Origin of the sequence: Kordiimonas lacus (genome assembly GCF_001550055.1) — a bacterium.
Taxonomy (GTDB): Bacteria; Pseudomonadota; Alphaproteobacteria; order Sphingomonadales; family Kordiimonadaceae; genus Kordiimonas; species Kordiimonas lacus.
This window is the reverse complement of record NZ_LRUA01000002.1, coordinates 153,409-168,662: the sequence shown is the minus strand read 5'-3', so window position 1 is coordinate 168,662 and position 15,254 is coordinate 153,409. Positions and strand designations below refer to the sequence as shown.

General features: G+C 57.4%; 15 protein-coding genes. 12 read left to right on the top strand and 3 right to left on the bottom strand.

Going from position 1 to position 15,254, the window contains the following annotated elements; all coding sequences use genetic code 11:
- Positions 1 to 70: 70 nt before the first annotated feature.
- The 3 genes from gloB to KORLAC_RS01935 all read left to right on the top strand — a co-directional run bounded on the left by gloB (position 71) and on the right by KORLAC_RS01935 (position 4,151).
- Entirely contained in the window at positions 71 to 838 is a 768-nt protein-coding gene (gene gloB / locus KORLAC_RS01945; RefSeq protein ID WP_068302062.1) for a hydroxyacylglutathione hydrolase, read from the top strand.
- Positions 839 to 868: 30 nt separating this feature from the next.
- The gene (locus tag KORLAC_RS01940) at positions 869 to 2,959 is read left to right on the top strand and encodes a prolyl oligopeptidase family serine peptidase (protein ID WP_074519352.1); all 2,091 of its coding nucleotides are present in this window, start codon (positions 869 to 871) and stop codon (positions 2,957 to 2,959) included.
- A 142-nt stretch (positions 2,960 to 3,101) separates the two neighbouring features.
- Positions 3,102 to 4,151 carry a hypothetical protein gene (locus tag KORLAC_RS01935; RefSeq protein WP_068302051.1) on the top strand — a complete coding sequence of 350 codons (1,050 nt, stop codon included), beginning with the start codon at positions 3,102 to 3,104 and terminating at the stop codon, positions 4,149 to 4,151.
- 3 nt (positions 4,152 to 4,154) lie between these two features.
- Here KORLAC_RS01935 and KORLAC_RS01930 read toward each other — a convergent pair whose 3' ends face one another.
- A complete protein-coding gene (locus tag KORLAC_RS01930) occupies positions 4,155 to 4,817 on the bottom strand; it encodes a Fe2+-dependent dioxygenase (protein ID WP_068302046.1) in 663 nt (220 codons plus the stop codon).
- A gap of 192 nt (positions 4,818 to 5,009) precedes the next feature.
- On the opposite strand from KORLAC_RS01930, the gene KORLAC_RS01925 reads away from it, so the two are divergent.
- The 4 genes from KORLAC_RS01925 to KORLAC_RS01910 all read left to right on the top strand — a co-directional run bounded on the left by KORLAC_RS01925 (position 5,010) and on the right by KORLAC_RS01910 (position 8,608).
- Entirely contained in the window at positions 5,010 to 6,407 is a 1,398-nt protein-coding gene (locus KORLAC_RS01925; RefSeq protein ID WP_068302043.1) for a M20/M25/M40 family metallo-hydrolase, read from the top strand.
- Positions 6,408 to 6,508: 101 nt separating this feature from the next.
- On the top strand, positions 6,509 to 7,264 hold the full coding sequence (locus KORLAC_RS01920) for a DUF998 domain-containing protein (protein ID WP_068302039.1): 756 nt from the start codon (positions 6,509 to 6,511) through the stop codon (positions 7,262 to 7,264).
- A gap of 74 nt (positions 7,265 to 7,338) precedes the next feature.
- Complete coding sequence (locus tag KORLAC_RS01915; RefSeq protein ID WP_068302036.1) at positions 7,339 to 7,662, top strand: ArsR/SmtB family transcription factor; 324 nt, start codon at positions 7,339 to 7,341, stop codon at positions 7,660 to 7,662.
- A 61-nt stretch (positions 7,663 to 7,723) separates the two neighbouring features.
- Positions 7,724 to 8,608: a sterol desaturase family protein gene (locus KORLAC_RS01910; protein WP_068302035.1), complete on the top strand. Its 885-nt coding sequence runs from the start codon at positions 7,724 to 7,726 to the stop codon at positions 8,606 to 8,608.
- On the opposite strand, the gene ung is transcribed toward KORLAC_RS01910, so the two are convergent.
- Both ung and KORLAC_RS01900 read right to left on the bottom strand, forming a co-directional pair.
- Positions 8,605 to 9,312, bottom strand: coding sequence for a uracil-DNA glycosylase (gene ung, locus KORLAC_RS01905; RefSeq protein ID WP_068302033.1), 708 nt, complete (start codon positions 9,310 to 9,312; stop codon positions 8,605 to 8,607). The genes KORLAC_RS01910 and ung overlap by 4 nt on opposite strands.
- A 66-nt stretch (positions 9,313 to 9,378) precedes the next feature.
- Positions 9,379 to 10,068 carry a hypothetical protein gene (locus KORLAC_RS01900; protein ID WP_068302030.1) on the bottom strand — a complete coding sequence of 230 codons (690 nt, stop codon included), beginning with the start codon at positions 10,066 to 10,068 and terminating at the stop codon, positions 9,379 to 9,381.
- Between the two features lie 472 nt (positions 10,069 to 10,540).
- Here KORLAC_RS01900 and cysG point away from each other — a divergent pair, with 472 nt between their 5' ends.
- The 5 genes from cysG to KORLAC_RS01875 are packed head-to-tail and all read left to right on the top strand — an operon-like array spanning position 10,541 to position 15,218.
- On the top strand, positions 10,541 to 11,956 hold the full coding sequence (cysG, locus tag KORLAC_RS01895) for a siroheme synthase CysG (RefSeq protein ID WP_068302027.1): 1,416 nt from the start codon (positions 10,541 to 10,543) through the stop codon (positions 11,954 to 11,956).
- A 16-nt stretch (positions 11,957 to 11,972) separates the two neighbouring features.
- Positions 11,973 to 12,305 (top strand): DUF2849 domain-containing protein, encoded by a 333-nt coding sequence (locus tag KORLAC_RS01890; RefSeq protein WP_068302024.1) that lies wholly within the window; start codon positions 11,973 to 11,975, stop codon positions 12,303 to 12,305.
- A 12-nt stretch (positions 12,306 to 12,317) separates the two neighbouring features.
- Positions 12,318 to 13,973: a nitrite/sulfite reductase gene (locus tag KORLAC_RS01885; protein ID WP_068302019.1), complete on the top strand. Its 1,656-nt coding sequence runs from the start codon at positions 12,318 to 12,320 to the stop codon at positions 13,971 to 13,973.
- Positions 13,960 to 14,469 (top strand): DUF934 domain-containing protein, encoded by a 510-nt coding sequence (locus KORLAC_RS01880; RefSeq protein ID WP_068302018.1) that lies wholly within the window; start codon positions 13,960 to 13,962, stop codon positions 14,467 to 14,469. The genes KORLAC_RS01885 and KORLAC_RS01880 overlap by 14 nt, the downstream gene beginning before the upstream one ends.
- The gene (locus tag KORLAC_RS01875; protein WP_068302017.1) at positions 14,466 to 15,218 is read left to right on the top strand and encodes a phosphoadenylyl-sulfate reductase; all 753 of its coding nucleotides are present in this window, start codon (positions 14,466 to 14,468) and stop codon (positions 15,216 to 15,218) included. Before KORLAC_RS01880 ends, KORLAC_RS01875 begins: the two co-directional genes overlap by 4 nt.
- Positions 15,219 to 15,254: the final 36 nt, after the last annotated feature.

Below are 15,254 nucleotides of genomic sequence, written 5' to 3'. Positions count from 1 at the left end.
AACACTGCAGTTTCTCAGTGGCAAGGTGCGCGCCACACAGTTATAGTGTCGCCCGAAGTGGGAGTGACACATGCTTGAGATCGTTCAAATACCAGTCCTGAATGACAATTATGTCTATCTGATCCATGAGCCCAAGTCGGGCGATACGGCGGTTGTTGACCCGGCCGTCGAAGACGAGGTGGTCACGGAGCTTGAGAAACGCGGCTGGACGCTGACACATATCCTGAACACCCACCATCACTGGGATCATACAGGCGCGAACCTGGCGCTGAAGGAACGCTATTATGGGCTGAAAATCATTGGCCCCGCCGCTGAGCGCGAGCGCATACCCGGCCTTGATGTGGCCGTGGCGGAAGGCGACGAAGCCCACCTGGGCGACGTGGCGGCGGACGTCTATGACGTGCCGGGCCACACCAGCGGTCACATTGCCTATCATTTCAAGGACGATGATGCCCTTTTTTGTGGTGACACACTGTTCGCCATGGGCTGCGGACGCCTGTTCGAAGGCACGCCCGACCAGATGTGGCAATCGCTGTCGAAATTCCTGAAGTTGCCTGATGACACGCGTGTTTACTGCGCGCACGAATATACCATGGCCAACGGCAAGTTTGCCCTGACGGTCGAGCCTGAAAACACCGACCTCAAGGCCCGCATGGCTGAGGTTGAAAAGCTGCGCGCCGCAGGCACGCCCACCATCCCGACCACCATTGGCTTGGAGAAAGCCACGAACCCGTTCCTGCGCCCCATGAGCGAAAACATCCAGGAAACGGTGGACATGATTGGCGCACCGCTGCCGAAAGTATTCGCAGAAGTGCGGGCGCGGAAAGATAATTTCTAGATACAACAAGAAACGTCCAAGGGGGACACAATGAAATCAGTGACAGTAGGAGTGGTTATGGCTGCAGCCATCACGGCCACCGTAGGCGCGGAGGATGATCCGTTCCTGTGGCTAGAGGAAGTTGAAGGTGACAAGGCACTTGAGTGGGTGCATGAGCGGAATGACCATTCGCTCGGGCTGCTGAAAAAAGACCCGCGTTTTGACGCCCTGCGTTATCGCGCCCTCAAGGACTATAACGCCAAGGACAAGATCGCTTATGGACGCCTCACGGGTGGTGCGGTGCATAACTTCTGGCAGGACGAGACAAACGTCCGCGGCCTGTGGCGCCGCACCAGCCTGAAATCCTACAAATCGGGTGATCCCAAGTGGGTCGATGTCCTGGATTTCGACAAGCTGGCCGAAGAAGAAGGCGAAAACTGGGTCTATAAGGGGCGGAAATGCCTGGCACCCGATTTTGGTCGCTGCCTGATTGAACTGAGCCGCGGCGGCGGTGATGCCGTTGTGGTGCGCGAATTTGATGCCTTCACCAAACGCTTCGTCAATGGCGGCTTTGAAACCGACGAAGCCAAGCAGGAAGTGGTGTGGGTGGACGCCAACACGGTGCTGATCGGCACTGATTTCGGTGACGGCACCATGACCGATTCCGGTTATGCCAACCAGATCAAGCTTTGGAAGCGCAACGAACCGCTTTCCATGGCCAAGCTGATGCACGAAGGCGACCGCAAGGACGTGGGCAGCTTCCCGTTCGCCAGCCACCGCCCCGACGGCACCTATGTTGGTGTTGTGCAGGCTCCGGACTTTTTCACCGAAGTGATCCACATCATGGATGGTGAGGGCGAAGAAGCTGAAATGCGCAAGCTGGCATTGCCGAAATCAATCTCCTTCAAAGGCTTCTTTGCGGATATGATTATCCTGAAGATGCGCAAGGCATGGACTCTTGGCGCCAAAGAGATCAAACCCGGCTCACTCGTGTCCATCAAAGTGGTTGATGCCATCGCCGGCAGGCCTGAGTTGAGCCTGCAGGTGATTCTTGAAACCGGTGAAGGCAGTTCGATTGATGATGTAACCATCGGCCGTGACCGGATTTTCATCCCCGTCCTTGACGACGTGACTGGCAACCTGAAAGCTGCACGCCCGGATGCTTCTGGCTGGCAGGTAGCTGACATAGGCATGCCTGAAAACGGCAGCCTGAGCGTGGTAAGCGCGGATGACTGGACAGACGCAGCCTTTGTCAACTTCGAGAGTTTCCTGCAACCCGATACGCTTTACGTTGTTGAACGTGGCATGGCCCCTGAAGAAATCACCAGCCTGCCGACACGCTTCGACACCTCCAACCTGGTGACTGAACAGAAGTTCGCAACAAGCGCAGACGGCACCAGCGTGCCTTACTTCCTGATCCGCCACAAAGACACCAAGATGGACGGCAAGACGCCGACGGTCCTCTATGGTTATGGCGGGTTTGAGATTTCACTGACGCCTGGCTATTTGTCCGGCTTCAGCAAACTGTGGGTTGAAGAAGGCGGCGCTTACGCCGTTGCCAATATTCGCGGTGGTGGAGAGTATGGCCCCGGATGGCACCAGGCAGCGCTAAAGGAAAACCGCCAGTTGGCCTATGATGACTTTATCGCCGTGGGCGAAGACCTGATCAGCTCGGGCCTCACCAGTCCTGAGCATCTGGGCATTCGCGGCGGCTCGAATGGTGGCCTGCTGATGGGTGTCATGACCACCCAGCGCCCTGACCTCTGGAACGCGGTAATCTGTGCGGTGCCGCTTCTGGACATGATGCGTTTCCACACGCTTCTGGCGGGCGCGAGTTGGATGGGTGAATATGGCAACCCCGACATCCCGGAAGAGCGTGACTATATCCTGAAGTATTCGCCTTACCAGAACCTGGATGCCAACAAGGACTATCCGGAAGTGTTCTTCTACACCTCCACCAAGGATGACCGCGTGCACCCAGGACACGCCCGCAAGATGGCCGCGAAGATGCTGTCCATGGGCAAGCCGGTGATCTACTATGAGAACACGGAAGGTGGCCACTCAGCCGCCGCAAACCTGAAGCAGAAGGCCTTCACTGACGCCCTGCAGACGGTTTATGTGCTGAAGAAACTGATGGACTGACGACAACCATTGTGGGAGGCGACAGCATCGCCTCCCACTCCCCCAGCTCCATAAACCATCCGCATATTGTGGTCTCGCCACTCCCCACCTATCCTGCCGCCTGAACACACCCCCGCCACAAGCGATGACCCCAAGGACGGCGATGCAGGATTTTTCAAACCTGATGGACAGCACCAATCAATACCCATTTCAGGTGAACTGGGGAGCTAATCAGGTGTATTTGCTTGGCGCTGACCCGGCCTTTTACCAGGATGCCGCTTTCCTGGACCAACGCGCCATCCGCCCCGGCATGCAGGGCAGCTGGCAGGATTGGGATCAGGTAAGGGCAGAAGCCTTGTCCAGCCACGCATCGCCTCTTGGTCTGATTTTCCACATCGGTCACTGCGGCTCAACGCTCATTTCCCGGGCTCTGGGGCTTCTGAACGGCCTGTTTTGCCTGCGCGAACCGCTGCCCTTCAGGGATCTGGCCATATCCTGGACTGACCGAACCGCCCCCTGGACCCAGAAAACCGAAGCGGCACTTCTGGAAGACATGGCGGCCCTGCGCGCGCTTTGGGCCCGCACACCCGGGGCCGCAGGCACCAGCATCGTAAAAACTACCAGCTTCTGCAGCTTAATGGCTGCGCCTTGGCTGGCGCATTTTCCAAAAGACCGAGCGGTGTGCCTGTCGATGGCACCTGAGGTGTATCTGGCCACGGTACTGGGCGCGCCGGCTTATATCACCGATCTCGCGGGTGGTGCCAAGCCGCGGATGGTCTCCCTCATGGAGGCCACAGGAGCCGATCTTGCGCCGCTTTCATCCCTTTCGCCGGGCGAGCTGGGCGCCATGACATATCTGGCAGAAATGACCAACATGCAGCAGGCAGCCGACGTGGCAGGCGACCGCATGCTGCGTGTGGATTTTGACCGCTACCTGAAAGACCCCGCCGAAACACTGATCGCACTGAGTCAACATTTTGGCCACCCAGCCGGTGAACAGACTATCGCGACAGCCCTCGTAAACCCCGTGCTGGGGCGCTATTCGAAAGCCACGGACTATGCCTTTTCCGCGACCGACCGGCGCGACCGTCTGGCGGCGTCCCGCGCGGAAAACCGCAGCGAGATCGCCAAGGGCATGAATTGGCTGGTTAGTTTTGCGCGCACGCATGACCTTGCGGCAAATGCGCTCCGGGCTTTTGGTTATGCCAGCTGAAGGCTAGGTACCGCTCCACATGCGGGTCAGGTTCTGGCGTACATATTCAAGGCGCATCTGCTCGTCTGATCCCACCTTGGCGGCGTTCGCGTGCAGGAACTCGGTTAGTTCCACCAGAATCTCGCGCTGTTCCAGACTGCGCACCATGCTCTCAATGAAGGTGATGGACACAATGCGTTCCCCCTTCGTCACAGGCAGAACCTGATGATAGGTGGTGCTGGGGTAAATGACTGCAGACCCGGCCTTGCCCTTGATCTGCAGGTTTTTGTCCCCCAGACGCACATTCAGCTCTCCGCCTTCATAGCTTTCCGGGTCTGACACAAATACCGTGCAGCTGATGTCTGACCGGATGACGGGGCGATAGGGCAGTGTCGCGTTATCGATGTGCTCGCCGTAATTCATGCCTGGCTGATATTTGGTCAGCATCGGAATGGCCATGGACTTGGGAATGCAATAGTCGCGAAAATACTCATTCCTTGACAAGCCGGTCTGAACGATATTTGCGGCTTCCTTGTAGCCTTCATCTGAATGATCCGGCTGAAGATTGTTCTTCTTCGAGAAGCCCAGATTGCTGTGCCGCCCATCTTCAAACTTGATCGTTGAGGCCAACTGCTGCAGGCGCGCCACTTCCTCTGGCAACAGCAGGGGATCAATAATGTGAAACATGAGATGCTCTCCGACTTGCTGAACAGGCAAGGCCTAGCATGCCGGACTCTGGCATTCAATTGGACGAAAGTCGCATGGGAGTGCATTCAGCCAGGCAAACAACTTATACTCAGTCCCAGAATTTCTATGGTGTTCCTGAACGCTTGTTAAGCTACGTTCTTTTTGAGTGAGGATAAAAGAGGGACGCCCAAAATGAAACTGACACTGACAGCAGTTGCCCTTGCGGCAACGCTTCTGGCCCCGCTGGCGCACGCCAGCCAGGATGCACCCACCGCGCATGAACAGAAGGCACTGGAAATATACCGTACCGCCATTTCCATGCGCACAGCCGAGGGCTTTGGCAATGTGCCAAAGCTGGCCAACTATCTGGCTGCCGAATTCAAGGCCGCAGGCTTTGATGAAGCGGACATACACATCAAGGACATGGGCGAAACCGCAGCGCTGATCGTGCGCTACCGCGGCGATGGCTCGTCCGGTAAGAAGCCGATCCTGCTGTCCGCACATATGGATGTAGTGGATGCCCACCCGGAAGATTGGGAACGCGACCCCTTCACCCTTATTGAAGAGGATGGCTATTTCTTTGGCCGCGGCACCGCTGACAACAAGATGGGCATCACGTCGCTGACCAGCAATTTCCTACGCCTGAAGGCTGAGGAATTTGTGCCAAACCGTGATCTGATCATCGCCTTCTCGGGCGACGAAGAAACCGGCATGGTGACAACCAAGGCACTGGCTAATGACTTCCGCGACCTGACAGGTGCAGAATTTGTGCTGATAGCCGACGCGGGCGGCGGGGCGCTGGCGGAGGACGGCAGCGTACTGAGCTACAATATGCAGGCGGCCGAGAAAACCTATGTCACTTTCGAGATGACCGTCACCAATCCGGGCGGCCATTCAAGCCGGCCCCGCAGCGACAACGCGATCTATGATCTCGCGGACGCCCTGAAGAAGATTCAGGCCTATCAATTCCCGGTGAGTTCCAGTGAATTGACCCGCACTTTTTTTCGCAAGTCTGCCGATCAGGCAGAAGGGGATCTGGGAAAAGCCATGGCGACCTTCGCCAAGAACCCCAATGATGCTTGGGCGGTCAAAACCCTGCGGTCCTACCCCGAATATGTCGGCACCACGGGCACCACATGTGTGGCGACGATGCTGAAAGCCGGACACGCAGAAAACGCCCTGCCCCAGACGGCCACAGCGACTGTGAACTGCCGGATTTTCCCCGGCGCTGGTGTCGAGAACACTCTCAACACCCTGAAGGAGGTCGTAGGCAACCCGGCCATCAACTGGACAGTCACCTATGAGCCGACAGAAAGCCCGGCATCGCCGCTGCGAGACGATGTAATCGGCCCACTGACCAAGGCCGTTCATGCCCTGCATCCCGGTGTTGAAATCGTGCCCTATATGGAATCAGGTGGCACCGACGGCATGCATTTCCGCGCGGCCGGCATGGACAGCTACGGCGTATCAGGCATCTTCATGAAGGGCAGCGACGTTTATGCCCACGGCCTGAATGAGCGCCTTCCCGTCAAGGCCTTCTATGACGCGCTGGAGCACTGGCACATTCTGCTAACAGAAATCGCAGGATAGCGTTTTGCGACACAGGCAATCGCCCGATTGGCGGTTGCCTGCATTCCGTGTATTATACTCTTCGTTCAGAGTGCTTCGACACATGAAACGGGGAGGTTTCCATGGCGCACTCTGACGGATTAATCCTACATTATATGAGCATGCGGCGGGCCATAGGCCGGCTGGGGCTTTTGTTCCCCATCATCCTGGTTGTGGGCAGCATTCTCTTCGGGGACATGGCCAACCTTGGTGGCGATATCATGCGCCTGTCGATCAGCCAATATTATCATTCGCCCATGGGCGATGTGTTCGTTGGCGTCTTGTGCGCCGAAGCCATTTTTCTCTATGCCTACCAGGGTTATAAAGACACACCCGAACAGGCCGCCAGGCGACCCTGGTATTATATTTCCGACAATGCCGCAGGCAATATCGCCGCAGTGGCGGCAGCGGGCACTGCCATCTTCCCCACGCTTGAAACCAAAGACGTGTTGGCCGGCATCCCTTTCGGCATCTCAAGCTATCTGCACTGGTTCTTCTCGCTTCTCTTCTTCCTGATACTGGCCTACTTCTGTCTGTGCCTTTTCACCAAATCCTCTGATGCGGAACCGACCCTGCAGAAGCGCCGCCGCAACAAGATCTACCGCCTGTGCGGCTGGACCATGCTGTCCATGATCGGGCTGGGCGCTGTGTATCTGATCCTGGGGAAATATATTCTCCGCACCGAACAGATAGCCGCGATCGAGGCCTACAGCCCCACGTTCTGGCTGGAGACAATCTCGGTCTGGGCGTTCGGGCTTTCCTGGTACGTCAAGGGCGAAGCCATCCTCAAAGACATGCCCTATGAGGAAGAAGAAGCTGAAGCAGAACCAGCCGGCTGACCCGGCTCATCTGCGCGCAAAAGGCAATCATCCTCCCCTTGACATTATGTGCATAAATATGCACATAAAAAGTCATGAACGCAGAAACTGAAGTCAACACCCTGTTCGAACAGATGGATTCGACCTTCTTCAAGGCACTGGCTGAGCCCGTGCGCATTGAGATCTTGAAGAAGCTGATCATGGTGCGTGAAGCAGACATCCACACCATCGCGAAAGACCTGCCGCAGGACCGCAGCGTGATTTCGCGCCATCTGTCGATTTTGGAAGAAGCCAAGGTTGTCAGCATGCGAAAAGACGGGCGCCACCGCATTTACACCATTCAGGGTGATCAGTTTATCGAACGGTTCGAAGCCATCACCCAAACCATTAAACGCTGTATGGCACTGGACTGCTGCTGACACTTTTTTTACCCATATAAGTGCATTAATGTGCATATATGCATTAAAGGAACAAACGCTCATGGAAATCAACGATCAGCTTCCCCTCTATGCCGTTGTGGGCTTCATGTTGCTTTTCGGATTGGCCGAATTGTTCACCGGGCTTTATGGCAGGCTGAAACGCCGACGCGATGACTGGTTTATCGATGTCATCAGCATCGGCCAATTCACCATACTGATCAATCCCGGCATCGTCCTTATGGCGGCCATGATCGGGAGTCTGGCCCTGCCCGGCTATCAGGGCGCCCTTACCGGCGTGCCCTTCTGGGCCGCCTTCCTTCTGGTCGCATTGCCGGACGACTTCCTGCATTATTCCTATCACCGGGCGGCCCATGAATGGCCCCGGCTGTGGCCCTGGCACCGGACCCACCACACCAGCCCCACTTACAATGTTTCCATCATCTTCCGGGAAAACTGGCTGTGGCTGACGTTCCAGCCCGGTGCCTGGTGGGGCGCTTTCATGGTCTATCTGGGGCTCGGGGAAGCGTTCTTGCTGAATGCCGCAATCGTTGGTGCCCATAATGTCTGGCTACATAACGGGCTGGACTTTGACCAGAAACTTTACCGGCTACCAGTCATCGGGCGCCTTTATCACTGGAGCGAATATGTCATCAACAGCCCCGGCCTGCACCGCGGCCATCACGGTCTTGGCGAAGGCGGTGTACCCTTTGGAAACTATGGTCAATTGCTGTCGGTCTGGGACGTGCTGTTTCGCACGGTCGAGTTTCACAAGGACAAGCGCCCCGCCTACTATGGCACCATCAAAGAAGGCCTCGATAGCTGGCAAAGCCAGTTATGGTGGCCGTTCGTGAAATCCGACCGGCCCGGAAGCGACATCGGCACAGCGGAAGCCAAAGCCATGGAAGCGCCGCTTTCCATGCCGCCCACTGTGGAAGAAACCAGCTAGAGCAATCCCAATTGCTCTCCCGGTGTGGTGATGGGGGCTAGCTGCCAGTTGATTGGCGCCTTGCCCTGCGCCGTCAGATAGTCATTCGCTTTGGAAAAATGCCCGCAGCCGAAGAAGCCGCGATAGGCCGACAGTGGTGACGGGTGCGGGCCTTCAAGCACCAGATGCCGATCCTTGTCGATCCCGGCGCCCTTCTTCTGGGCATAGCCACCCCACAGAATGAAAACGATTCCGTCATGGGCCTCGTTCAATACCTGGATCACCCGGTCGGTGAACTTTTCCCAGCCCTTGTTCTGGTGGGCGCCGGCGTTCGCGGCCTCCACCGTCAGGACGGCATTGAGCATCAGCACGCCCTGCTTGGCCCAGCCTTCCAGATAGCCGTGTCCCGGGTGTGTGACGCCCAGATCCTCTTCAAGTTCCTTGTACATGTTCCGTAAACTTGGCGGCACATCCACCCCCGGCTGCACCGAAAAGCTGAGCCCATGCGCCTGACCGGGGCCGTGATACGGGTCCTGCCCGATGATCACCACCTTTACCGCGTCAATCGGCGTCGCCTCAAGCGCGTGAAAGATATTCTCCTCAGCTGGATAAATGGTTTTCCCGGCAGCCTTTTCCGATTGCAGGAAGGCCGCAAGCGCCCGCATATAGTCTTTGTCAAATTCGGTGCCGAGCGCTTTTTGCCAGCTGGCTTCATGGATATGCATACTGTGTTCCCCTGATCAGATGCCCTTCATACACATTGGCCCCGATCAAGGGAACAGGGAGATTACCTATCCCAGCAGCCAGTGGGTGAACGCCGCCCACGCCTCGGTTGGCCCGATGATAAAGAAGGCAGCGTAGCGGGCCGTCAGGACGGCAAGCGCGACCCAGGAAACCTTGTGAACTTGCCCCAGTGTCCGCCGGTCATAGATACACATGGCCGCGATCAGGCCAAAATGGAACAGCATGCCAATGGGCGGGAACCCAAGCGTAAACCCAAGCCGTCCGGTTGCCGGGTCCATCATCATGATGCCGACCAAAAGCATCAGCCGTTTGTGGGTTTCGGGCACCTTCCGGTTCATGATCGCCAGCGTGTAATAGACCACGAAGATGGTGATATCCATCAGCGGAAGCATAATGAATTGCTCAGGCGAAAACGGTGTTGCACTGGCGTCACCGCGGGCGAACACCTCGCCCGTCACCACAACGCCGGAGGCCAACACGATCAACGCCAGCCCCACACTGGCCTGCCCAAGCTTCATATGTTTCTTGAGGTTTTTCGCGCGTACAAGCGATGCCTGATAGGTAAATAGCGCGAGCCAGGCGAAGAAGCTGATGCCGTGGGCCACCAGCGCCATGCTCATTGTCCCGCCACTAGCGAAACGTGCATACATGAACGGTGTGAAACCAAGAATGGATAGCAGGATCAGGGCAAGGCCCATCCCCACATAAAAACGACGACCAGTCTGACTGGACCCCATGATTTGTCTCCCCTTTTCCCCGCAGGAAAAGCTGCCAGAATTCCGCTCCCTTGCCAATTGGGAACTTGTTGTTTTGACGCTGGAGACAGGCTATTTCACCTGACCCCACCGGAATCAGCGGCGAAAATATTTCCACATAAGCCGACCCACAAGAGTGACTTTAGATTACCTGAACAAAAATATCCTAAACACTGGTATTTCATTCCTGCGCATTTCCTTCGCCGTATATTCTACTGAACCAAAATTCTCAAACCGAGCGTTTCCATATAACTCAAAAATTAGAATTTAATTTTTTATCAAGCGCAATATCACCATTATTTGAGTATAAATTTTCTACTGATACCCCTAAATTCTTCTCGTTTGTTTCGCTGGGCAGCTGCGCCTATGTATGGAACCACTGAAGAAGCACCTTTCAACCCTTGGCAGGATTTGAAGTTGAAGGGTGCAAGATTGACGCGAGGAGTATAGGGCCATGTCGAGCATCCCTGTTTTTTTGACCGCTGAAAAGCATCACATCCTGATCGTTGGCGCCACATCGGCGGCAATGGCGAAGGTTGGCCTGTTCACGCCAACCGCAGCCCGCATCAGTGTGATTGCCCCAGGTGCGACGGACGCGCTCAGGGAAGCCGGGTTGTTGCCTGAAGACACAGGCCGCGACCTGCTGGTTCACGATCGTCCGTTCACGGAAGATGACCTCCGGGGCAAAACGCTTGTTTATATCGGCGCCGATGACGAGATCACAGAAGAGCGTATCCTTCGGCTCGCTAACACCCGCAATCTGCCGGTCAATGTGATCGACAAGCCAGCCAAATCGAATTTCACCACGCCAGCTCAGTTCGCCCGCGGGCCGCTGCAGGTGGCTTTCTCTTCCGGGGGTGACGCGCCTGTATTCGTGCGCCGCCTCCGTAGCAGCCTTGAGAAACTCCTGCCCCCTTCTCTTGGCGTGCTTGCTGCTGCGGCGGGCGCTGTCCGGGCTCGCGTCAAAACCATCATCCCTGACGGAACCCGCCGCAGACTATTTTATGATCGCCTCTATGATAACGCCGGCACCTATGCCGACCTTGACCAGGATGAGGTAGAGCGCCTGGTGCTTGAGGCCGCGAAAAGCCACCGCGTGGGTGCGACCACCGGCCAGGTGCAGCTTGTTGGCGCAGGCCCCGGTGACCCGGATCTGCTGACTATCAAAGCGCACCGCGCGCTGCAGCAGGCTGATGTCATCGTTTATGACCGGCTGGTGAGCCGTGACGTGTTGGCGCTCGCGCGCCGCGACGCAGACCTGATCTTCGTTGGCAAGCGCGAAGGCGACCACGGCATCGGCCAGGAAGGCATCAATCGTGTGATTGTTGAAGAGGCCCTCAAGGGCCGCCGCGTTGTGCGCCTGAAGGGCGGCGACCCGCTGCTGTTTGCCCGTGCTGGTGAAGAACTGGACGCGCTTCGCGCCCACGACATTCATGTTGAGGTGGTGCCTGGCATCAGCGCCTTCCAAGGCATCGCCGCCACCACGCAGATTCCGCTGACGGACCGTGCGCACGCAAGTTCCATCACGCTGGTTACCGGCCACCTGAAGGACGGCGCCTACAAGGATTGGGCGCGCCTCGCAGGTGACGGCCAGACACTGGCGATCTACATGGGCGTCAAGGGTGCGCCAAAGATCTCGGCAGGCCTAATCGGTGAAGGCGTCAAGGCGTCCACCCCTGTGGCCGTGGTTGAAAACGGCACCCGCGCCAACGAACGCCGTTTCTATGGCACGCTTGAAACGCTGCCTGAAGTTGTTGCCAAAAATGATGTGAAAAGCCCAGCGCTGCTGCTGATCGGTGATGTGGTCTCTAACGCCGCTGATCTCGCCTGGGCCGCAAAAGAATCCGGTCGCCTGCAGGCAACCGCGTAACTGTCAGGAGTTAACGATGGCTAGAAAAATCAAAGGGCCACAGATGATTGTCGCGAACCGCCTTCTGGACGGTCGCGTGGTATTCATGAAAGCCGACGGCACTTGGTCCGCCGTTGCGGGCGACGCCGCTGTCGCCGCTGATGAGGCTGGCGTCGAAGCACTTGAAGTGCTGGCGCAAAAATCCGCAGACGAAAATTACGTGCTGTCGATCGAGGTGATCGACGCCACAGAGCGCGACGGCAAACCGTTCCCCGCTCATATGAAATTCGCCATGCAGGCAAAGGGCCCAAGTGTGCGCCCGGATCTGGGTTACCAGGTTTCGCCGGCATGGGAACAAACCGACCTTTAAGGACGATCAGAGATGTATGCTTACGATAAATATGATCATGCCCTTGTGAACTCCCGCGTTGCGGAGTTCCGCGACCAGGTTGAGCGCCGCGTGAAAGGCGAACTGACGGAAGAAGAGTTCCGCCCGCTGCGCCTGATGAACGGCCTGTACCTGCAACTGCATGCCTATATGCTGCGCGTTGCCGTGCCCTACGGCACGCTTTCGGCCGACCAGATGCGGACGCTGGCGCATATCGCGCGCAAATATGACAAAGGCTATGGCCATTTCACCACACGCCAGAACATCCAGTATAACTGGCCGAAGCTGTCTGACACACCGGACATCCTGCAGGAACTGGCTGACGTGGAAATGCACGCCATCCAGACATCCGGCAACTGTATCCGCAACGTGACGACCGACCAGTTCGCGGGCGCGACCGCCGACGAGATCGCTGATCCACGCCCTTATGCTGAACTGATCCGCCAGTGGTCCAGCTTCCACCCGGAATTCTCGTTCCTGCCGCGGAAGTTCAAGATTGCCATCACCGGTGCGGACATCGACCGCGCTGCCGTGAAGTGGCACGACATTGGCCTGGTGGTGAAAAAGAACGACGCAGGCGAAGTAGGCTTCGAAGTTCTTGTGGGCGGCGGCATGGGCCGGACGCCGGTAATCGCGAAAACCATCCGCGACTTCCTGCCAGAGAAAGATCTTCTGAGTTACTTGGAAGCCATCCTGCGCGTTTATAACGAGCAAGGCCGCCGCGACAATAAATACAAGGCGCGGATCAAAATCCTCGTGGACGCTCTCGGGGCGGACGAATATGCCCGCCAGACGGAAGAAGAGTGGCAGAAGATCAAAGACCTGCCGATCGACTTCCCGGCGGAAGAGGCAGCTCGCATCAAGGCCTTCTTCGCGCCGCCACCGCTTCAGGTGCTCGAAGACAATGTTCCCGCCGTTGATGAGCTGGCGAAGAAGAACTTCATCTTCGGCGCTTGGCTCAAGAACAACACCAACCAGCACAAGGTGCCTGGCCATGTGAATGTAACGATCAGCCTGAAGCCGCACGGCGGCATTCCGGGTGATGCCACAGCTGAGCAGATGGAACTGGTGGCCGCGCTGGCGGACGAATATAGCCAGGGTGAGCTACGGATCAGCCACGAGCAGAATCTGATCCTGCCGCATGTGGCGAAGAAGGACCTGCCAGCCATCTGGACCGACCTTGATGAAGCTGGCCTCGGCATCCCGAACGCGGGCCTCCTGACAGACATGATCGCCTGCCCTGGGCTGGACTATTGCTCGCTCGCGAACGCGCGGTCGATCCCGCTGGCGCAGGAACTCGGCAAGCGTTTCGACGACTTCAAGCGGCTGCAGGATATCGGCCCCCTGAAGATCAAGATCTCCGGCTGCATCAACAGCTGCGGACACCACCACGCAGGCCATATCGGCATCCTGGGTGTGGACCGCAAGGGCGAGGAAAACTATCAGCTGCTGTTGGGCGGTTCGGGCGCGGAAGACGCATCCAAAGCCGCGATCCTCGGCCCGGGTTTTGACGAGAATGGCGTCATCGACGCCATTGAAAAAGTGGTCGCTGTTTATCTTGGCGAACGCACCGACGGCGAAGAATTCCTGGCGACATACCGCCGGGTAGGCCCAGACGTATTCAAGGAGGCTGTTTATGGCACTCGTTAATCTGACAGGCATCCAGGCAGGGGACTTCACTGTTCTCGCTGAAGACCAGACCCCGGCAGAGGGCGCGACTGTTGCTGTACCGCTCTCACGCCTACGGGACGAAGGCGACGACTTCTTCAAGGTCGCAGGCCCGGTCGGTGCGGTGCTGGCCACAGACACCAACTATACCGACCTCGCGCCACTGATGAACAAGCTGGCCTTTGTCGTGATCGACTTCCCGGCTTTCGGCGATGGCCGCGGCTTTTCCCTTGCTGTGCGGCTTCGGAAGGATCTGGGCTTCAAGGGCGAAATCCGCGCCACCGGCCCAGTGATCCCGGATCAGGCCCTGTTCCTGCTGCGTGCAGGCTTTGACACGGTCGAGGTGAGTGACGCACGCGAGGCCGCCTTCAAGGCTGCCCTCAAGCGTTTCGATACCTTCTACCAGACAGACTATACCGGCCAGGTTTCGCTCGCGCATGCCCGCCACGGTAAAAACCAGGAGAGGAAAGCATCGTGACCGCTGCCCCCGCCTTGAAGACTGCTGATTTTTTTGATCCGCTCACGGCAGTGGATTATCTTGACGCGCGCTACGCCAACGTGGAGCCGGAAGAGGTGATCGACGGAGCGCTCAAATATTTCGGCCGCCGCTTCGCGCTGGTGTCTTCCTTCGGGGCGGAATCGGCTGTGCTGTTGCATATTGCGTCCCAGGTATCGAAAGACATCCCGGTGCTGTTCCTTGATACCGGTAAACTGTTTGGCGAGACCAAGCGCTACCGGGATCAGTTGATTGACCTGCTCGGCCTTACGGACGTGCGCTCCATCTCACCTGATGTGAATGACACACAGCGGGATGACCCGAAAGGTGCGCTCTGGAACCAGAACCCGAACAAATGTTGCTATATCCGCAAAGTGGCGCCCATGGCGCGTGTACTGGAAGGCTTCGAAGGCTGGGGCTCTGGCCGCAAGCGTTACCAGGGGGGCGTCCGCAGCCTGCTGCCACATTTCGAGGCATCTGACGGACGCGTGAAAGTGAATCCACTGGCGTTCTGGACCAAGGATGATGTGCTTGACTATAAGGAGCGCGTGGACCTGCCAGACCACCCGCTGGTGTCTGAAGGCTTCGCGTCCATTGGCTGCATGCCTTGTACTGACCGCGTATCAGACGGCGAAGACGAACGCGCGGGACGCTGGCGTGGCCAGGCCAAAACCGAATGTGGCATTCACTTAAGCTTGGCTGAGAACAGCCGCATTCTATCCAAGGGTTAACCTGACCGGAAAGTCCAGAATTCCGGTCAAAAAAAT